We start from the raw sequence: 19,089 nt of genomic DNA on the forward strand, positions 1-19,089 counted from the left end.
CAGACCTCCGGAGCGTCCATGACCTCGCCGTCCCTGCCCCTCGCCCGCGACCTGCCCGAGGTCGCCCCCGAGCCCGCCGCCCTGCCGTTCAGCGCCCGCCACATCGGGCCCGACGCCGCGGCCGTGGCCCGGATGCTGGACGTCGTCGGGCTGGCCTCCCTCGACGAGCTCGTCGACCGGGCCGTGCCCGCGGGCATCCGCGACGGGGTCCTGGACCTGCCCGAGGCGCTGGACGAGACGTCGGTGACGGCCGCGCTGCGCGCCCTGGCCGGCCGCAACCGCGTCGTACCGTCCCTCCTCGGGATGGGCTACCACGGCACCCGCACCCCGGCCGTGGTGCGGCGCAACGTCCTGGAGGACCCCGCCTGGTACACGGCGTACACGCCCTACCAGCCGGAGATCTCCCAGGGCCGGCTCGAGGCGCTGCTGAACTTCCAGACCGCGGTCACCGACCTCACCGGCCTCGACATCGCCAACGCCTCCCTGCTCGACGAGGGCACCGCCGCGGCCGAGGCGATGACCCTGGCCCGGCGCACGTCCAAGGCGCCGAAGGGGGCGGTGTTCGCCGTCGACGCCGACGTCCTGCCGCAGACCCTCGCCGTCCTGCGCACGCGCGCCGTGCCGCTGGGGATCGAGCTGGCCCTCGTCGACCTCGACGCCCCCGACCCGTTCGCCGCGACCGGCGACGTGTTCGGCCTGCTCGTGCAGTACCCCGGCACGTCGGGTCGGGTCCGCGACCTCGCGGGCGTCGTCGCCGACGCCAAGGCCCGCGGGGCCGTCACCGTGGCCGCGGCCGACCTGCTGGCCCTCACCGTCCTCGTCCCGCCGGCCGAGTTCGGCGCCGACGTGGCCGTCGGGTCCAGCCAGCGGTTCGGCGTCCCGATGGGCGCCGGTGGCCCGCACGCCGCGTACATGGCCGTCCGCAAGGGCCTGGAACGCTCGCTGCCGGGCCGGCTCGTCGGGGTCTCGGTGGACGCGGACGGGAACGCGGCCTACCGCCTGGCCCTGCAGACCCGCGAGCAGCACATCCGCCGCGACAAGGCGACGTCGAACATCTGCACCGCCCAGGTGCTGCTGGCCGTCATGGCCGGGTGCTACGCGGTCTGGCACGGCCCGGACGGCCTGCGCGCCATCGGTCTGCAGGTGGCCCGCCGCGCGTCCGCGCTCGCGCAGCAGCTGCGCGAGGGCGGGGTGGAGGTCGTGCACGCGGACTTCTTCGACACCGTGCTGGCCCGCGTTCCCGGTCGCGCGGACGAGGTCGTGGCCGCCGCCCTGGAGGCGGGGGTGAACCTGCGCCGCGTCGACGCCGACCACGTCGGCATCACCGTCGACGAGACGACGTCGGAGGCGCACGTCGCCGCGGCCCTGCGCGGTTTCGGGATCGAGGCGGCCGAGGTCGCCGCCGAGGCCGCCCTGCCCGCGCACCTGCGCCGCACCTCGGAGTTCCTGACCCACCCGGTGTTCTCGCAGCACCGGTCCGAGACGGCGATGCTGCGCTACCTGGCCCGCCTGTCCGACGCCGACTACGCCCTGGACCGCGGCGCGATCCCGCTGGGGTCGTGCACGATGAAGCTCAACGCGACGACCGAGCTGGAGCCGATCTCCTGGCCCGAGTTCGCCGACCTGCACCCCTACGCCCCCGCCGACCAGCTCGCGGGCACCGCCGAGCTCGTCGCCGACCTCGAGCGCTGGCTCGCCGAGGTGACCGGGTACGACGCGGTCTCGTTGCAGCCCAACGCCGGTTCGCAGGGCGAGTTCGCCGGGCTCCTGGCCATCCGCGCCTTCCACGTGGCGCAGGGGCACGGGGAACGCACGATCTGCCTCATCCCGAGCTCCGCCCACGGCACGAACGCCGCCAGCGCGGTCATGGCCGGCCTGAAGGTCGTCGTCGTGGCGTGCGACGAGGCCGGCAACGTCGACCTCGAGGACCTGCGCGCCAAGGTCTCCCAGCATGCCGACGACCTCGCCGCGCTCATGGTCACCTACCCCTCGACCCACGGGGTCTACGAGGAGTCCATCCGCGAGGTCTGCGGCCTCGTCCACGACGCGGGCGGTCAGGTCTACGTCGACGGCGCCAACCTCAACGCCCTCGTCGGGCTGGCCCGGCCGGGGAAGTTCGGCGCCGACGTCTCCCACCTGAACCTGCACAAGACGTTCTGCATCCCGCACGGCGGTGGCGGCCCGGGTGTCGGGCCCGTCGCGGTCCGCTCCCACCTCGCGCCGTTCCTGCCCTCCACGGCCCCGGACGCCGGCGGCGTCGGGATGGTCTCGGCGGCCCCGTTCGGGTCCGCGGGCATCCTGCCGATCCCGTGGGCGTACCTGCGGCTCATGGGCCCCGACGGCCTGCGCGCCGCCACGGTCCAGGCGGTCCTGTCGGCGAACTACGTCGCGGCCCGGCTGTCCGAGGCGTTCCCCGTCCTGTACCGGGGTCCGGGCGGGCTCGTGGCCCACGAGTGCATCCTGGACCTGCGGCCGATGACGAAGGCCACCGGCGTCACGGTCGACGACGTCGCCAAGCGGCTCATCGACCACGGGTTCCACGCCCCGACGATGTCGTTCCCCGTCGCGGGCACGCTCATGGTCGAACCCACCGAGAGCGAGGACCTGGCCGAGCTGGACCGGTTCTGCGACGCGATGCTCGCCATCGCCGCGGAGGTGCAGGAGATCGCCGACGGCCGCTGGGCCGTGGAGGACTCCCCGCTGCGGCACGCCCCGCACACCGCGGCCAGCCTCGTGGGGGAGTGGGACCACCCCTACACGCGCGCCGAGGCCGTCTACCCGGCCGGGACGGACCCGCGCACGAAGTACTGGCCGCCGGTGCGCCGCATCGACGGCGCGGCCGGGGACCGCAACCTCGTGTGCTCGTGCCCGCCGCTGTCGGAGTACTGACCGGTGCGTAGGATCACCGCCAGGGGGTGATCACCGTGGAGTTCCTGGACGCCGTGCTCGACCGCAGCTGGCTGCTGTGGATCGCGGCCGCGCTCGTCCTGGGGATCCTGGAGATCACCGCGATCGACCTGGTCTTCGCCATGCTCGCCGGCGGCGCCCTCGCGGGCGCCGCCGCCGACGCGCTCGGGCTGGGGTTCGTCGGGCAGGTGCTCGTGGCGGCGCTCGTCGCCGGGCTGCTCATCGGGACCATCCGTCCCGTCCTGCTCCGGCGCCTGCGGATGCCCCCGGTCGGCACGACGAACTCCGCCGCCCTCGTCGGGCGGCCCGCGATCGTGCTCGCCGACGTCACCGTCCGCGGCGGGCAGGTCAAGCTGGCGGGGGAGACGTGGTCGGCCCGCTCGGCCGGTCCCGTCTTCGCGGCCGGTGCCGACGTCGTGGTCACCGCGATCGACGGCGCCACCGCCGTCGTCGGGCCCCTGCCCGCAGCCCCACCCCCGACGGCGATCCCGGGGGAACCGTGATGGACCGAGAGGCATTCTGATGGACAACGTCGTGACCCTCATCGTCCTGGTGCTCGTCATCCTCTTCGTGGTGACGGTCATCATCCGGACGATCCGGATCGTCCCGCAGGCCACGGCCGTCATCGTCGAACGGCTCGGGCGCTACTCGCGCACGCTGGACGCCGGTCTGCACTTCCTCGTGCCGTTCATCGACAAGGTGCGCGCCAACGTCGACCTGCGCGAGCAGGTCGTCTCCTTCCCGCCGCAGCCGGTCATCACCTCCGACAACCTCGTCGTCAGCATCGACACGGTCATCTACTACCAGCCCACGGACCCGAAGTCGGCGACGTACGAGATCGCGAACTACATCCAGGGCATCGAGCAGCTCACGGTCACGACGCTGCGCAACGTCATCGGCTCGCTCGACCTCGAGCAGACCCTCACCAGCCGCGACCAGATCAACGGCCAGCTGCGCGGGGTCCTCGACGACGCCACCGGCCGCTGGGGCATCCGCGTGAACCGCGTGGAGCTCAAGGCGATCGACCCGCCCGCCAGCGTGCAGGACTCGATGGAGAAGCAGATGCGCGCCGAACGCGACCGGCGCGCGGCCATCCTCAACGCCGAGGGCCTGAAGCAGTCCCAGATCCTCACCGCCGAGGGGGAGAAGCAGTCCTCCATCCTGCGGGCCGAGGGTCAGGCCCAGGCCGCGATCCTGAAGTCCCAGGGTGAGGCCAAGGCCATCACCCAGGTCTTCGACGCCATCCACCGCGGCGACCCGGACCCGAAGCTGCTGGCCTACCAGTACCTGCAGACGCTGCCGCAGATCGCCAAGGGCGACGCGAACAAGGTGTGGATCGTCCCCAGCGAGCTCAACGACGCCCTCAAGGGCTTCGGCTCCATGTTCTCCGCCCACGGGGGTCCCGACGGGGGCGACGGGGCCTCCCCGCGGCGCCGCGACGACGCCCGGGAGGGCGGGGAGACGCACGACGCGGGCCTGCCCGAGGTCGTGCTGGAGGACCCGGCCGAGGCGCTCAAGCGGGCCCGCGAGGAGGCCGCCGGCGCCACCCGTGACGCCGAGGGCGCGACCCGCCTGGGCAAGGACGACTAGCGCGGCACCGCCGCGCCCCGGCCGGGGGACGTCCGCCCGCGGACCGGCCCGGCAGCGGGTCGCGGCGCCGTGCGCCGGTACCACCGGGCCCACACGGCGACCGCCGTGGCGACCTCGACGACGTCGCCGCCCACGAACAGCAGCTCCGCGGCCGGTCCCGCGCCCGCCGCGAACCACAGCTTCGCGCTCACCCCGTGCACGGCGGCCACGACGAGCAGGGCCAGGGTGCTCGTCACCGCGCCCGGCCGGCCCCGCACGGGGTCGGGACCGGCCACGACGGTGGCGAACAACCAGCTCGCCAGGGCCGTGTGGACCATGAGCGGCCCGTGGAGCCCGTGCGGGACCGGGGCCAGGTAGAACAGCGGGGCGCCCGAGGCCGCCAGGACCGTCGCGACCGGCCACCAGGTGACGGCACGCGCCCACCGGCTGTGCAGCAGCCGCACCAGGACCCGCCGGGGACGGGGCGGCAGCACGCGCAGGACGAGCGCGACCGGGCCGGACAGGGCCAGCAGCACCGGGGCGGCCATCGTCGCGAGCAGGTGCCGGACGGTCTCGGCGACCCCGGCCCCGGCGGGCCCGGCCTCGGGCCACGACGCCGCCACCGCCAGCAGCGCCCCCGCCGCCAGCACCGCGGCGCTGCGGGCCACGGGCCAGGCGTCCCCGCGCCGGTGCAGCACCTGCTCGAGGGCGAGGTACCCCGCGGGCAGGAGGACGGCGGGCACGAGCAGCCCCGCCCACGTCACGCGCGCGCCCGCCCCCGCCGCACCAGCAGCAGGACGCCGACGAGCACCCCGAGGGCCCCGGTGAGGTTCCACACCAGGTCGTAGGGCAGCAGCTCCACGTCGTAGCGGATCTGGTGCAACCCCAGCACCTTGTGCTGCACCAGACCGTCGTAGAGCTGGAACCCGCCCCACCCCAGCAGGACACCGGCGGCCACCCGCCGGCCCACCAGCGCGTGCCGGCGCTGCAGGTCGGCCACGACGAACAGCCCGGCGACGGTGGCCAGCCAGCTGCCCGCGTGGAACCAGCCGTCCGAGACGAGCCCGACGGTGCTGGTGGACCGGTCGTAGAAGTGGTGCCAGTGCAGCAGCTGGTGGAAGACCACCTCGTCGAGGAACCCGGCCAGACCCACCCCGCAGAGCAGACCGGCCACCAGCGAGCGCCCGGTCACCTCAACCGGCCAGCACGTCGCGCACGGCGCTGCGGCGCAGCTCCTCCAGCCGCGCGGCCTGCCGTTCGGCGCGCTCGAGCAGGACGTCGAAGGAGGTGCCGGCGGACCGGGCGTCCAGCCGCGACCCCGCTGGACCGCCGGCCTCGGCCAGCTCCCGCAGGCTGCGCCACCCCGCGGCCTTGCCCTCCACCCCCAGCAGCAGCGCCTCCAGCTCCACGACCGTGCGCAACGGGGACCGGCGCACGAGGCGGCCGTTGGGCTTCAGGGCCCCCAGCGCCTCCACGACGCGCGCCGCGACCTGCAGGTGCCGGCGCCGCGGCACCTGCAGGGCCCGCATCCAGCGCAGCAGCTCGCGCCGGTCGGCGACCACCTCGGTGTGCAGGTCCGCCAGGACCCGGCCGGTCTCGGTCCCGGCGTGCGCCCGGGCCGCCCGGGCCAGGCGCGCCCGGCCGGCGCTGGCCCCGGCGAGGTGGTCGCCGAGGTAGACGGTGAGCAGGTCGTGCGGGGAAGGAGCATCCACACGGGGCGACTACCCGGGCCGCGGGCGGGTAACCCCCCGGCGTGGACGCTCCCCGCCTGGCCCTGACCTTCATCGGCACCGCCACGGTCCTGCTGCGGTGGGGGGCGGTGACGGTGCTGACCGATCCGAACTTCCTGCACGCCGGCCAGTTCGCCCACCTCGGGTACGGGATGGTGTCCCGGCGGCGGACCGAGCCGGCGCTCGCGGTCGGGGACCTGCCCCCGCTGAGCGGAGTCGTGCTCTCGCACCTGCACGGCGACCACGTCGACCGGGTCGCCCGCCGCGGTCTGGACGCGACCGTCCCGGTCCTGACGACCCCGCACGCCCGGCGCCGCCTGGAGCGCCGGTACGGCTTCGAGGACGTCCACGGGCTCGGGACGTGGGACGACCACGTCCTCGTCGCGGGCTCGGAGCAGGTGCGGGTGACCGCGGTGCCGGGCCGGCACGCCCGCGGGCCGGTGCGGGCGCTGCTGCCGCCGGTCATGGGTAGCGTGCTGGAGTTCGGGGCCGTCGGGGGACCGGTGCGCCGGCGCGTCTACGTCTCGGGAGACACCCTCGTCGTCCCGGAGTTGTCCGAGCTGCCGGTGCGCTACCCCGAGCTGGACCTGGCCGTCCTGCACCTGGGCGGCACGACGCTGCCGCCGGGGTCGCCGCGGGGTCTGGTCGTGACGATGGACGGCGTGGCCGGGACCGACCTCGTCGAGCTCGTCCGCCCCGCGGCCGCCGTCCCGGTCCACCACGACGACTACGGCGTCTTCCGCTCGCCCCGGTCCGACTTCACCGGGGAGATGGGCCGGCGCGGGCTCGGGGACGTCGTGCGCTGCGTGGAACGCGGGGAGACCGCCTGGTTCTGAGCCCCCTCCCGAGGTGCCGGGCGGGCGGAGGGTCGCCACAGTGGGGTCGTGCCGACCCCTGACGAGCCGACGCCGCTGCCGGAACGGTCCCCGGGCACCCGGCGATGGCTGTTCGCCGACCAGCTCGGCCCGCACTTCCTCGACGCCCCGCGCCAGCCGGTGCTGCTCGTGGAGTCCGTGGACGTCTTCCGCCGGGGACGGTTCCACCGTCGCAAGGCCCACCTCATCCTGTCCGCGCTGCGGCACCGGGCCGCCGAGCTGGGGGACCAGGCCGTGTTCGTCCGGGCCCGCACCTACCGCGAGGGTCTGGCCGAGTGCGGGGAACCGGTCAGCGTGTGCGACCCGACGTCGTACGTCGCACGCCGCTTCGTCCGGCGCCTGGACGACGTCGAGGTCCTGGCCTCGCGGGGTTTCGTCGTCTCCGAGGCGCAGTTCGCGCACTGGGCGCACCAGCGCGGCGACAAGCGCCTGCTCATGGAGGACTTCTACCGGGACGTGCGGCGCCACCACGGCCTGCTCATGGACGGCGAGAAGCCCGTCGGCGGGTCCTGGAACTACGACCACGACAACCGGCAGGGACCGCCGAGGAAGCGGACGAGCCTGGACGTGCGCGAACCCTGGTGGCCGGTCGAGGACGAGATCGACGAGGAGGTCCGCGCCGACCTGGACCGCTGGGAACGCGACGAGGGGGTGGAGTTCACCGGCGTCGACGGACCCCGCCGGTTCGCCGTCACCCGCCGGGAGGCGCTGCGCGGGCTGCGCCGGTTCCTCACCGACCGCCTCGAGCAGTTCGGCGTCTACGAGGACGCGATGCTGACCCAGGACCCGTGGATGTCGCACTCGCTGCTGTCGGCGCCGATGAACCTCGGCCTGCTCGACCCCGTCGAGGTCGCCCGCCGGGCCGAGGAGCACGGGCGCGCCCACGACGTCCGCCTCGCCTCCGTGGAGGGTTTCGTCCGGCAGGTCGTCGGCTGGCGCTCCTACACCTGGCACCTGTACTGGCACCTGGGCGAGGACTACAAGCGCCGCAACGCGTTGGGCGCCCGGACGGAACTACCGCAGTGGTTCGCCGACCTCGACGCCGACGCGGTCGAGGCGAACTGCCTGCACCACGTCCTGGCCGGCGTCCGCGACGAGGGGTGGGTGCACCACATCCCGCGGCTCATGGTGCTGGGGAACTGGGGCCTGCAACGCGGCTACCACCCGGGCGACCTCGCGGACTGGTTCTGGCGCAACTTCGTCGACGGCTACGACTGGGTCATGACGACGAACGTGGTCGGCATGTCCCAGCACGCCGACCACGGGGTCCTGGCCACCAAGCCGTACGCCTCCGGGGGCGCCTACATCGACCGGATGAGCGACTTCTGCGGCGGCTGCCGCTACGACCCGAAGGTGCGGGTCGGGCAGGACGCGTGCCCGTTCACCGCCGGGTACTGGAACTTCCTGGCCGGGCACCGCGAGCAGCTGGAGGGCAACCGGCGGATGACGCAGGCCCTGCGCGGGCTGGACCGGCTGCGCGACCTCGACGGCGTGCTGCACCAGGAGAGCGAGAGAGGGAGTGGACCACCGTGACCGATCGTGCCGACCGGACCGACCGGGTGACCGAACTGCTCGCCGGGACGTCCTACGTCCTGCTGACGACCTTCTGCCGGGACGGTCGCCTCGTCCCGACCCCCGTGTGGGCGGCCCCCCTGGGCGACGGTCGCCTCGTGCTCGTGACCCAGGACGGCACGGGGAAGGTCAAGCGCATCCGGCGCGACCCCCACGTCCTGCTCGCCCCGTGCAGCCGCCGCGGCACACCCCTGGGCCGTCCCGTCGACGGGACGGCCCAGGTGCTGCCCGACGACCGGCTGCCGGAGGTCGAGCGCGCGCTCGCCGGCAAGTACGGCCTGGAGTTCTCGCTGTTCCAGGCCGTGGAGGGGCTGGTGCGGCGCCGGGGCCGCACCACGGGCCGGCGCGTCGCGGTGGCCCTGACCGTGGAGCCCTGACCGTGGAGCCCTGACCCTGGACCCCTAACCGGCGCGCAGGTCCAGCTCGAAGCACACGTCCTCACCCAGCAGGTGCCGGCGGGCGGGCGGGCGCAGGCAGTCCCGCAGCGGCTCGACGTCGGGCAGGGCCAGACCGCGCCGCCCGCCGCGACCGACGACGAGCGGGGCGACGGTGAGGAACAGGCGGTCCACCAGCCCGGCGTCGACCCACCGGCTCACCGTGGTGCCCCCGCCCTCGACGAGGACGCGGCGCAACCCGCGCTCGCGCAGCACCGCCAGCACCGCGGCCGGGTCGCGGGCGACGTCCCCGCGCACGTGCACCGTGGCCGGGTCGGCCAGCACGGCGCGGTCGCGCAGGCTGTCGCGCGGGTCCAGCACCACGCGCACGGGGTTGGGACCGGTCACCGCCCGCACCGTCAGCTGCGGGTCGTCCGCGTGCACCGTCCCCGGTCCCACGACGACCGCGTCGACGAGGGCGCGCAACCGGTGCAGGTGCTCCCGGTCGGCGTCGCCGGTGACGAAGGCCGCGTCGCCCGAGGCCGTGGCGATGCACCCGTCCAGGCTCTGGCCGAGCTGGGCGACGACCCCGCGGCGCCCGGCCAGCAGCAGCGGGGCGTAGCGGTCGACGAGCTCGCCCCCGGCGCGGGCGCGCAGGCCCGCCGCGACCAGCACCGGGTCCTCCTCGCGGGCCAGCTCCAGCAACGCGGACCAGTCGTCCAGGGCCGCCGAACCCGCCGAGCCCGTCGACCCCGTCGACCCCGTCGACCCCGCACCGGGCCGGGTGTCGATGCTCACGGCTCAGCCCATCCCGGGCAGGCGGTGGCCCATCCGGTCGCGCTTGGTGCGCAGGTACCGCAGGTTGTCGCTCGTCGGCGTCACCGGCAGGTCGCGCCGGCGCACCACGGGCACGCCGTGCGCCTCCAGCGCCTCGACCTTCACCGGGTTGTGCGTCATCAGCTCGACGTCGCGCACCCCCAGGTCGCGCAGGACGGCCGCGGCGCCGGTGTAGTCGCGGGCGTCCACGGGCAACCCCAGGTCCAGGTTGGCCTCGACGGTGTCGCGGCCCTGCTCCTGCAGGGCGTAGGCCGCGATCTTCTCCGCCAGGCCGATGCCCCGGCCCTCCTGCCCGCGCAGGTACAGGACGATGCCGCGGCCCTCGGCCGAGATCGCGTCCAGCGCCGCGTGCAGCTGCGGACCGCAGTCGCAGCGCAGCGAGCCGAGGACGTCGCCGGTCAGGCACTCGGAGTGCAGGCGCACGAGCACCTCGTGCCCGTCGCCGACCTCACCGACGACGAGGGCCAGGTGCTCGACCCCGTCGGCCTGCCGGTGGGACACGGCCCGGAAGGTGCCCGAGGTGGTGGGCAGCGTCGCCTCACCGACCCGGACCACCGGCAGGGACGGGTGGTGCCCCAGCAGCTCGCTGTTCGACTCCTGGAGATCTGTCACGTGCGTTCCCTCCGTGTCAGGCCGCGGTCGCGACCCTCACCTGGCGCTTGACCCGCGCCAGCATCCCGGTCATGCCCCGCATCCGCAGCGGGCTGACCGCCTGGTCCAGGCCCAGCCGGTGGCACACGTCCCCCGGCAGGTCCAGGACCACCTGCGCGGGCAGACCCTCCAGGCCCTCCTGCAGGACCCCCGCGAACCCCCGCGTCGTCGGCGCCTCCGGGGGTGCGGACACGTGCAGGTGCACCGCGTTCCCCGCGTCCGGGCCCTCCACGTCGACGGAGATGAAGACGGGCGACTGGCACTCGTCGACGCGCTCCATCTTCTCCAGGTGGCCCTCGAACTCCGCCGGCAGCGGCTTGAGCCCCTGGCTGAACTCCAGCAGGAGCTGCAGGCGCTCGCGCTCGGGCAGGGCCTGGAAGTCCTCGACGATCCCGGCCATCGCCGGGGGCAGCCCGGCGGTGGGGGTGTCGTCCAGACCGGCCGGCCCGCTCACGCCGTCGTCCCCGTGGAGCCCTTCTCGGGCCCCTTCACGATGGGCACGCGCACGGCGTTGCCCCACTCCGTCCACGAGCCGTCGTAGTTGCGCACCGCGCCGAACCCGAGGAGCTGGGACAGCACGAACCAGGTGTGGCTGGAGCGTTCCCCGATGCGGCAGTAAGCGATGACCTCGTCGTCGGGGGACAGGCCCTTCTCGCCCTGGTAGATCGCCTCCAGGTCCTCGCGGGACTTGAACGTCCCGTCCTCGGCGGCCGCGCGCGCCCACGGCACGCTGTCGGCGCCGGGGATGTGACCGCCGCGGACCGTGCCCTCCTCGGGGTAGTCGGGCATGTGCGTGCGCTCGCCCGTGTACTCCTGCGGGGAGCGGACGTCGACGAGCTTGCCGCCGCCGGGGGCCCGCAGGTGGGCCAGGACGTCCTCCTTGAACGCGCGGACCGGCCCGTCCTCGCGCTGCACGACGGGGTAGTCCGTCGCCGGGCGCTGCGTCACCTCGGTGGTCGTCTCCCGGCCCTCGGCGATCCACTTGGCCCGGCCGCCGTCCAGCAGCCGCACGTCGGGGTGCCCGAACAGCGTGAACACCCACAGGGCGTACGCGGCCCACCAGTTGTTCTTGTCGCCGTAGATGACGACCGTGTCCTCGCGGGAGATGCCCTTGGCGGCCATGAGCCGGGCGAAGCCCTCGCCGTCGACGTAGTCGCGCGTCACGGGGTCGTTCAGCTCGGTGTGCCAGTCGACCTTGACCGACCCGGGGATGTGACCGGTGTCCCACAGCAGGACGTCCTCGTCGCTCTCGACGACCACCAGCCCCTCGTCCCCGAGGCGGTCGGCCAGCCAGGCCGTCGTCACGAGCTTCTCGGGGTGCGCGTACGCGGCGAGCTTGGCGTCGGTGTCCAGCGGCGTGCTCACGGTCGGTCCTCCAGCGACTCGGCGGGCGGTGGCGGTCCGGCCACCGCAGCTCCCCGGTGCAACCGAGGAGGCGCGGTCTTCGTTCCCGCCGCCGGTGATCCTGCCAGACCCCGCCGAGCGCGCCCGCACCCGTTCACTACCCTGGACGGTCGTGACCGGTTCCCCCCCACGGCCCGAGGCCGGACTGGACTCCCTGGCCGACCGCGACCCGCGGGTCCCCCCGGAGCAGCTGGTCGCCGAGCTCGTGCCGCCGCCGCGGTTCGCCGACGTGCGGTTCTCCACCTACGTGCCCGCCCCCGAGCACCCCTCCCAGGCCGAGGCCGTCGCCGGGATGTCCGCGTTCGGGGAGGGCGTCGTGCGGGGGGACTCCGCCCGCAAGGGCCTGTTCCGGCGCCGCAGCGCGCCCTCGGGGCCGCCCGGGATCTACCTCGACGGCGGCTTCGGCGTCGGCAAGACCCACCTGCTGTCCTCGCTCTACCACCAGGTCGTCACCGAGGGTGGCCGCACGGCGGCGTACGGCACCTTCGTGGAGTACACCAACCTCGTCGGGGCCCTCGGGTTCCTGCCCGCCGTCGAGGCCCTCGCCCCCCACCACCTCGTCTGCATCGACGAGTTCGAGCTCGACGACCCCGGCGACACGGTGCTCATGTCCCGGCTCATGCGCGAGCTCGTCGACCGCGGCGTGAAGCTGGCGGCGACGTCGAACACCCTGCCCGGGGCGCTGGGGGAGGGCCGCTTCGCCGCCCAGGACTTCCAGCGCGAGATCCAGGCGCTCGCGGGCCAGTTCGCCGTCCAGCGCGTCGACGGGGAGGACTACCGCCACCGCGGGTCCCCGGCCGCCCCCGAACCGCTGTCCGACGAGACGGTCCGCCGCGTCGCCACCGGCCGCGAGGGGGCGACGTTCGACCCCTTCGCCCGGGTCCTGGCCCACCTGGCCGAGGTCCACCCCAGCCGGTACGGCGCGATGGTCGGGACGACGTCGGCGGTGTGCCTGCAGGGCGTCGGCACCGTCAGCGACCAGATGGTCGGCCTGCGCCTGGTGGTCCTGGCCGACCGCCTCTACGACCGGGCCATCCCCGTCGTGGCCTCCGGGGTCCCCTTCGACGCCGTCTTCACCGAGGAACTGCTCGGCGGGGGGTACCGCAAGAAGTACCTGCGCGCGGTGTCGCGGCTCTCGGCCCTGGCCCGGGACGGGGCCGCGCTCGCGGGGTGAGGGCGGCCCTCAGACCGGTTCGCGGGACGCGCCCTGCGGGGTGGCCGGGCGGTTCGTCGCCCGCCACCACACCAGGGCCGCGACCCACACGAGGAGGAACAGGCCGGCGACGGCGTAGCCGACGTACTCGGTGTTCAGCCCCGAGACCCACGTCGTCACCGCGTCGCCGAGGCCGAGTTCCTCGTGCAGCACGCTCGTGAGCTGGACGGTGCCGATGCCCAGGGCCACGGCGACCGAGACCCCGGTGACGACGCCGTTGTAGGCCAGGCGCCGCAGCGGGTTCGCCAGCGCCCAGTCGTAGGCGAGGTTCATGAACGCCCCGTCGAGGGTGTCGAACAGGCTCATCCCGGCGGTGAACAGCACCGGCAGCACGAGGACCGCGTACCAGGGCAGCGTCACCGCGGCCGTCCCGGCCAGCACGAGCAGCGCGACCTCGGTGGCGGTGTCGAACCCCAGACCCATGAGCAGGCCGGCGGGGTAGATCTGCCGCGGCGAGCGGATCGTGCGGGTGAACCGCCGCAGCACGCGGGCCACCGCCCCGTCGAGGGCGAGGTGCTGGCGCAGGGCCGCGTCGTCGAGCTCACCGCGCCGCCGCCGGCGTGCGGTCCGCAGGATGCCGGCCAGGGACACCAGGTTGACCAGGCCGATCACCCACAGGAACACCCCGGCGGCCGAGGTCCCGAACACCCCCAGCGCCTCGTGGGCCCCGGACCCGTCGGTCACGAGCGAGGACGCGAACCGGGCCCCGGTCGCGACGACGAGGGCCATCGCGAACACGACGCTGGAGTGCCCCAGGGAGAACCAGAACCCCACCGACAGCGGCTGCTGACCGTCCCCGGTCAGCTTGCGCGTCGTGCCGTCGATGACGGCGATGTGGTCGGCGTCGAAGGCGTGCCGGACGCCGAAGACGTACGCGGTCAGGCCCAGGCCCCAGCCGAACACCTGCTCGCCCACCGAGTACCCGTGCGGGACGACGAACAGGCCCAGCACGCCCCAGCCGAGCACGTGCAGCGCCAGCACGACGCCGAGCAGTCGCAGCAGCCGACGCGAGTCGTCGCGGGTCCAGCGCACGGGGGAGGCTCCAGCCTGTTGCAGACGGTTTGCAACAGCGCAGACTAGTCCCACTCCGTCGGCAGGGTGGGATCGCGGTGGTGGGCCAGCAGGCGCTCCAGCTCCCAGCGGTTGATCCGGCGCTCGGACAGCTCCGGCAGCTCCTCCAGGCCGAACCACCCCACGTCCAGGGTCTCCAGCTCGCTCGGGGCGACGCGCTCACCGGTGACCCGGCACAGGAAGTACAGGTGGAAGACGCTCACGGGCATGGGCGGCTGCTTGCCGCGGACCTCGCGCTCCCACACCCCGACGACCTTGACGGCCTCCACGGGCCAGCCGGTCTCCTCCAGCACCTCCCGCTCGGCGGCCGGGCCGGGCCGTTCGCCGGGGTCGGCCCAGCCCCCCGGCAACGACCACAGCCCGTCGCTGCGCTCGCGCAGCAGCAGGAACCGCTCGCTCGCGTCCAGCACGCCGGCGCGGACGTCGACCTTGGGGGTGGCGTACCCGGTGTCGGCGTCCAGCACCGCGCGCAGCACCTCCCGCGGGCTCGTGGAGACCGCGGCCAGCAGGTCGGCCGCCAGCTCGGTGAGCTCGCGGTAGCGCGCCGCGTCGTAGTCCTTCCCCGGGTCCCCCGCGGCGTACGTCAGCCCGTCCTGGGCCAGCGCCGCGATCCGCACCGCGGCCCGGCGCACCCGGTCGGCCGGTGCGTCGGGTCCGCTCACGCGACCCGCAGGACGACGACGCCCTCCGAGGCCGTCCGCACGCCCTCACCGAGCAGTTCGGGCTCGGCCCCCTCGCTCCAGGCCGCGACGACCTCCACCGGCGTGCCCTCGACGTCGACGTCCGCGCCGCCGCCGAGGGTCACCACGACCCGGTGGTCACCGCGGTGCAGGACGAGGGCGTTGCCCTGCACGTCGACCCGCACGGCCCGCAGGTCCGCGTCGGCCAGGGCCGGGACCGAGCGCCGCAGCCCCGTCAGCGTCCGGTACCAGGCGAGCATCCGGGCGTGCCCGTCACGCTCCACCTCCTCCCAGCGCAGGACCGAGGCCTCGCGGGTGGCCGGGTCCTGCGGGTCCGGCACGTCCTGCGCGTCCCAGCCGTGCTGCCCGAACTCCCCGCGCCGGCCCTCGCTGACGGCCCGGCCGAGCTCGGGGTCGGGGAAGCTGGTGAAGAACTGCCACTTCGTCGAGGCGTTCCACTCCTCGCCCATGAACACCATCGGGGTGAAGGGGCCCAGCAGGTACAGGGCCGCGCCGGCGGCCTGCCGCGCGGGGGACAGGAGGTGCCCGATGCGGTCCCCGACCGCGCGGTTGCCCACCTGGTCGTGCGTCTGCAGGTACCCCAGGAACGCCGTCCCCGGCACCGCGGCGCGGTCGACCTTCTTCCCCCACTCCTGCCCGCGGAAGGAGGAGAACCGCTCGGCGTGGAAGAACGCCTCCTCGAACGTCGTCGCCACGACCTCGGGGTCGCCGAAGTCGGCGTAGTACCCCTGGCGCTCGCCGGTCAGCCAGGCGTGCAGCGCGTGGTGGACGTCGTCGTCCCACTGCGCGCTCATGCCGCGACCGCCCTGCGCGGTCGGGGTCACCATGACGGCGTCGTTGAGGTCGGACTCGGCCACCAGGCCCAGGGGCCGGCCGAGCCGGGTGGACAGCTCGGCGGTCTCGTCGGCCAGCTGCTGCAGCACGTGCCGGTCGGAGTCGTCGACGAGGGCGTGGACCGCGTCCAGGCGCAGCGCGTCGACGTGGAAGTCGCGGAACCAGCGCAGCGCGTTGTCGCAGATCCAGCGGCGCACCTCGACCGAGCCGGTGTCGTCGAGGTTCACCGCCGCACCCCAGGGGGTGTCGTGCTTGTCGGTGAAGTACGGCCCGAACTCGGCGAGGTAGTTCCCGCTGGGGCCGAGGTGGTTGTAGACGCAGTCCAGCGCGACCGCGAGACCCTTCGCGTGGCAGGCGTCCACGAACGCGGCGAAACCCTCCGGGCCGCCGTACTCGTGCTGCACAGCGTACGGGGCGACGCCGTCGTACCCCCAGTTCCACGGCCCGTCCCACGCCGAGACGGGCAGGACCTCCACGACGTCGACGCCGAGGTCGACGAGGTGGTCCAGGTGGGCGGTGGCCGCGGCGAACGTGCCCTCGGGGGTGAACGTCCCCACGTGCAGCTCGTAGAACACCGCCCCGTGCACGTCCCGGCCGGCCCAGCCGGCGTCGGTCCAGGCGAACGTCGAGGGGTCGACCACGGCGCTCGCCGCGTGGACCCCGTCGGGCTGCCACCCGGTGCGCGGGTCGGGGCGTTCGTCGCCGCCGTCGAGGCGGAACGCGTACCGCGTCCCGTGGGCCGCGTCGGCCTCGGCCGACCACCAGCCCTCCCGCGGGGACCCGGTGCGCTCCATGGCCACCGCCGTCCCGTCGAGGACGAGTTCCACCTCACGCGCACGCGGCGCCCACACTCCGAACTGCATGGCCACAGCCTGTCCGAAGTGCGGGCGCCCGGCGACCGGAGGGATCAGCCGTGGCGGACCAGCAACGCCACCGGCAGGTCGGTGAGCAGGTCGGCGATCCGCACCGAACCACCGTCGAGGACGACGTCCTCGGCCAGCGCGTTGCGCCAGCGGCCCTCGGGCAGCGTCAGCGTGTGCTCCCCCCACCCGCCGTTGCGCTGCAACGACACCGGCAGCCGCGTGGCGACGGCGATGACGCGGGGCGCCTCGACCGCACCCCGGGCGAACGCCAGGGCGTTCCCGCTGGAGGTCGGCACGGGGGAGTAGTCCCCGCGCGTGAACACCGACGGGTGGTCGCGCCGCACCCGCAGGGCGCGGGAGACGACGAGCAGCTTCTCGTCGTCCAGGTCGGCCGGGGCCGACCCCTCGTCCAGGGCCGCCAGCCGCCGGCGGCGGTCGGCGTAGTCCACGGGCCGGCGATTGTCGGGGTCCACGAGGGACAGGTCCACGACCTCGGTGCCCTGGTAGACGTCGGGGACCCCCGGCATGAGGAGCTGGACGAACTTCTGCCCCAGGACCGCCACGCGGGCGGCCGGACCCGTCAGCTCGACGAACCCGGCGACCGCGGCGCGCACGGCCTCGTCGGCCAGGACGCCGGTGGCGAACTTCTCCACCGCCGCCTCGTACGCCTCGTCGGGCGAGGTCCACGTCGTGTGGTCCTTCGCCTCGCGGGTCGCCTTCTGCAGGTAGGCCAGCAACCGGTCCGCGGCGATGGGGCCCTGCGCGCCCCAGGTGCCGACGACGGTCTGCCACACGAGCAGCTCGGTGCGGGCGTCGAGCTCGGCGTCGCGGTGCTCGGCGGCCAGCTCGCGCCAGGAGGCCAGGGCGGTCGACCACTCCTCGCCGAACTCCGACAGGACCGACAACCGCGCCCGGACGTCCTCGCTGCGCTTGGTGTCGTGCGTCGACAGCGTCGTCATCGTGGCCGGCCAGTCCCGCGCCAGCCGGGCCGCGAACGCGTGGAACTCCTCGGGGGAGATGCCGAACCGCGTCGGGTCGCCCCCCACCTCGTTGAGCGAGCTGAGCCGGAACCAGCGGTAGAACGCGGTGTCCTCGATGCCCTTGGCCATGACCGGGCCGCAGGTCTGCTGGAACCGCACGACGAACTCCGCGGCGCGCGCGTCCTCCCGCCCGACCCGGCCGAGCGCGAGGTCCACGACGACCGCGAGGGTGTCGTGGCGTTCGGCGGGCAGCCGGGTGCGGGCCGTGGCCGCGGCGTGGTCCAGGACCGCGACCGCGTCCTGCGGCGCGGTCTGCCCGGGCACCACGTAGGCGCGGTACTGCTCGACCGCGACGAGGAGTTCCACGACGGCCTCGTGCAACCCGCGACGGGTGTGGTCGCGCAGGTTCACGTCGTCGTGGCAGATGCCGGCCAGCAGCTCCACCAGCCGGTGCACCTCGGCGTACAGGCCGTTCTCGACGACCTCGCGCTTGGCCTGCTCGACGACGGCGGCGAACGGGACCGCCGTCCCCGTCGCGGCCGCGTACGCCGTGGACAGGGGTTCGGCCCCCGCCGGGTCCAGGAACACCCCGCCCACGCGCTGCAGGGCGTCGTAACCGGTGGTGCCCGCGCACGCCCAGCCCGCCGGCAGCAGCTCGTCGCCCTCGAGGATCTTCTCCACGACGACCCAGGCGCTGGACCCCTCGCCCTCGTCTCCGGTGCGGGTGGCGGCGGCCAGGCGGTCCAGGTACCCGCGCGGGTCGGCCAGGCCGTCCGGGTGGTCGATGCGCAGGCCCTGCAGGGAGCCCTCGTGCACGAGCTCCAGCAGCAGCCGGTGGGTCGCCTCGAAGACCTCGGGGTCCTCCACCCGCACGGCGGCCAGGGTGTCCACGTCGAAGAAGCGCCGGTAGTTCAGCTCCTCGTCGGCGACCCGCCAGTGCGCCAGCCGGTACCACTGGCGGTCCACCAGCTCCTCCAGCGGCAGGTCCTCGGTCCCCGGCCGCACCGGGAAGACGTGGTCGTAGTAGCGCAGGACCGGTTCGTCGCCGGAGCGGTCCAGGGACAGCTCCCCGGCGGCGAGGACCTGGCCGATCCGCTGGCCGAGCACGGCCATGAGGATCGCCCGGTCCGGCACCGACCAGTCGACGTCGAACCACGACGCGAACTCCGACTCCGGCCCCTCGCGCAGCACCGACCAGAGCTGGGCGTTGTCGCTGGCCGGGGTCGGCACGGCGACGTGGTTGGGCACCACGTCGGCCACCGCGCCCAGGCCGTTCGCGCGCAGGCGCTCGGTGAGCCGGTCGAACGCGGGGCGCCCCCCGGCCTCGGGGTTGAGCCGGGAGTGGTCCACGACGTCGTACCCGTGCGCCGAGCCCTTCGCCGGGGCCAGGACCGGGGACAGGTAGGCGTGGGAAACCCCGAGGGCGGCGAGGTGCTCGGCCTGCGCGGCCGCGTCGTCGAACGTGAACGCGGGCTGGATCTGCAGGCGGTAGGTGCCGGTGGGCACCA

Annotated in this window: 17 protein-coding genes and 1 pseudogene; 7 read left to right on the forward strand and 11 right to left on the reverse strand. The window is 74.6% G+C overall.

What is annotated here, in order from left to right:
• The first annotated feature begins 18 nt into the window (after positions 1-18).
• The 3 genes from gcvP to AB2L27_RS10510 are packed head-to-tail and all read left to right on the forward strand — an operon-like array spanning position 19 to position 4,497.
• Positions 19-2,889, forward strand: a complete 2,871-nt coding sequence (gcvP, locus tag AB2L27_RS10500) for an aminomethyl-transferring glycine dehydrogenase (protein WP_370441416.1) — start codon at positions 19-21, stop codon at positions 2,887-2,889.
• Positions 2,890-2,915: 26 nt separating this feature from the next.
• Positions 2,916-3,410 (forward strand): NfeD family protein, encoded by a 495-nt coding sequence (locus tag AB2L27_RS10505; RefSeq protein WP_370441417.1) that lies wholly within the window; start codon positions 2,916-2,918, stop codon positions 3,408-3,410.
• A 19-nt stretch (positions 3,411-3,429) separates the two neighbouring features.
• Positions 3,430-4,497, forward strand: coding sequence for an SPFH domain-containing protein (locus tag AB2L27_RS10510; RefSeq protein ID WP_370441418.1), 1,068 nt, complete (start codon positions 3,430-3,432; stop codon positions 4,495-4,497).
• Here the strand turns inward: AB2L27_RS10510 and AB2L27_RS10515 are convergent.
• Genes AB2L27_RS10515 through AB2L27_RS10525 form a run of 3 tightly spaced genes read right to left on the reverse strand, consistent with a single transcriptional unit; the run spans position 4,494 to position 6,188 of the window.
• Positions 4,494-5,240, reverse strand: coding sequence for a cytochrome c oxidase assembly protein (locus tag AB2L27_RS10515; RefSeq protein WP_370441419.1), 747 nt, complete (start codon positions 5,238-5,240; stop codon positions 4,494-4,496). The two genes, AB2L27_RS10510 and AB2L27_RS10515, sit on opposite strands and share 4 nt — an antisense overlap.
• A complete protein-coding gene (locus AB2L27_RS10520; RefSeq protein ID WP_370441420.1) occupies positions 5,237-5,668 on the reverse strand; it encodes a DUF2243 domain-containing protein in 432 nt (143 codons plus the stop codon). The genes AB2L27_RS10515 and AB2L27_RS10520 overlap by 4 nt, the downstream gene beginning before the upstream one ends.
• Position 5,669: 1 nt before the next feature.
• Entirely contained in the window at positions 5,670-6,188 is a 519-nt protein-coding gene (locus tag AB2L27_RS10525) for a hypothetical protein (RefSeq protein WP_370441421.1), read from the reverse strand.
• A gap of 41 nt (positions 6,189-6,229) precedes the next feature.
• Between AB2L27_RS10525 and AB2L27_RS10530 the strand changes: the two genes are divergently transcribed.
• Genes AB2L27_RS10530 through AB2L27_RS10540 form a run of 3 tightly spaced genes read left to right on the forward strand, consistent with a single transcriptional unit; the run spans position 6,230 to position 9,030 of the window.
• Entirely contained in the window at positions 6,230-7,042 is an 813-nt protein-coding gene (locus AB2L27_RS10530) for an MBL fold metallo-hydrolase (protein ID WP_370441422.1), read from the forward strand.
• A 48-nt stretch (positions 7,043-7,090) separates the two neighbouring features.
• A complete protein-coding gene (locus AB2L27_RS10535) occupies positions 7,091-8,614 on the forward strand; it encodes a cryptochrome/photolyase family protein (protein ID WP_370441423.1) in 1,524 nt (507 codons plus the stop codon).
• On the forward strand, positions 8,611-9,030 hold the full coding sequence (locus tag AB2L27_RS10540; RefSeq protein ID WP_370441424.1) for a PPOX class F420-dependent oxidoreductase: 420 nt from the start codon (positions 8,611-8,613) through the stop codon (positions 9,028-9,030). The genes AB2L27_RS10535 and AB2L27_RS10540 overlap by 4 nt, the downstream gene beginning before the upstream one ends.
• Before the next feature lie 24 nt (positions 9,031-9,054).
• Here AB2L27_RS10540 and AB2L27_RS10545 read toward each other — a convergent pair whose 3' ends face one another.
• The 4 genes and pseudogenes from AB2L27_RS10545 to AB2L27_RS10560 all read right to left on the reverse strand — a co-directional run bounded on the left by AB2L27_RS10545 (position 9,055) and on the right by AB2L27_RS10560 (position 11,880).
• The gene (locus AB2L27_RS10545; protein WP_370441478.1) at positions 9,055-9,732 is read right to left on the reverse strand and encodes a RibD family protein; all 678 of its coding nucleotides are present in this window, start codon (positions 9,730-9,732) and stop codon (positions 9,055-9,057) included.
• A 96-nt stretch (positions 9,733-9,828) separates the two neighbouring features.
• Positions 9,829-10,419 (reverse strand): annotated as a pseudogene (ribA, locus tag AB2L27_RS10550) (GTP cyclohydrolase II); the annotation flags it as partial.
• Between the two features lie 73 nt (positions 10,420-10,492).
• Positions 10,493-10,915 (reverse strand): SufE family protein, encoded by a 423-nt coding sequence (locus tag AB2L27_RS10555; RefSeq protein ID WP_370441479.1) that lies wholly within the window; start codon positions 10,913-10,915, stop codon positions 10,493-10,495.
• 50 nt (positions 10,916-10,965) lie between these two features.
• Positions 10,966-11,880, reverse strand: coding sequence for a sulfurtransferase (locus tag AB2L27_RS10560; RefSeq protein WP_370441425.1), 915 nt, complete (start codon positions 11,878-11,880; stop codon positions 10,966-10,968).
• A 151-nt stretch (positions 11,881-12,031) separates the two neighbouring features.
• Here AB2L27_RS10560 and zapE point away from each other — a divergent pair, with 151 nt between their 5' ends.
• Positions 12,032-13,093: a cell division protein ZapE gene (gene zapE, locus AB2L27_RS10565; protein WP_370441426.1), complete on the forward strand. Its 1,062-nt coding sequence runs from the start codon at positions 12,032-12,034 to the stop codon at positions 13,091-13,093.
• Between the two features lie 9 nt (positions 13,094-13,102).
• Here zapE and AB2L27_RS10570 read toward each other — a convergent pair whose 3' ends face one another.
• Genes AB2L27_RS10570 through treY form a run of 4 tightly spaced genes read right to left on the reverse strand, consistent with a single transcriptional unit; the run spans position 13,103 to position 19,087 of the window.
• Entirely contained in the window at positions 13,103-14,164 is a 1,062-nt protein-coding gene (locus AB2L27_RS10570; protein WP_370441427.1) for a HoxN/HupN/NixA family nickel/cobalt transporter, read from the reverse strand.
• Positions 14,165-14,208: 44 nt separating this feature from the next.
• Positions 14,209-14,865: an NUDIX hydrolase N-terminal domain-containing protein gene (locus AB2L27_RS10575; RefSeq protein ID WP_370441428.1), complete on the reverse strand. Its 657-nt coding sequence runs from the start codon at positions 14,863-14,865 to the stop codon at positions 14,209-14,211.
• Positions 14,862-16,601 carry a malto-oligosyltrehalose trehalohydrolase gene (treZ, locus tag AB2L27_RS10580; RefSeq protein ID WP_370441429.1) on the reverse strand — a complete coding sequence of 580 codons (1,740 nt, stop codon included), beginning with the start codon at positions 16,599-16,601 and terminating at the stop codon, positions 14,862-14,864. The genes AB2L27_RS10575 and treZ overlap by 4 nt, the downstream gene beginning before the upstream one ends.
• A gap of 44 nt (positions 16,602-16,645) precedes the next feature.
• Positions 16,646-19,087, reverse strand: a complete 2,442-nt coding sequence (gene treY / locus AB2L27_RS10585; protein WP_370441430.1) for a malto-oligosyltrehalose synthase — start codon at positions 19,085-19,087, stop codon at positions 16,646-16,648.
• Positions 19,088-19,089 lie beyond the last annotated feature (2 nt).

Source organism: Kineococcus halophytocola, from assembly GCF_041276425.1.
Taxonomy (GTDB): Bacteria; Actinomycetota; Actinomycetes; order Actinomycetales; family Kineococcaceae; genus Kineococcus; species Kineococcus halophytocola.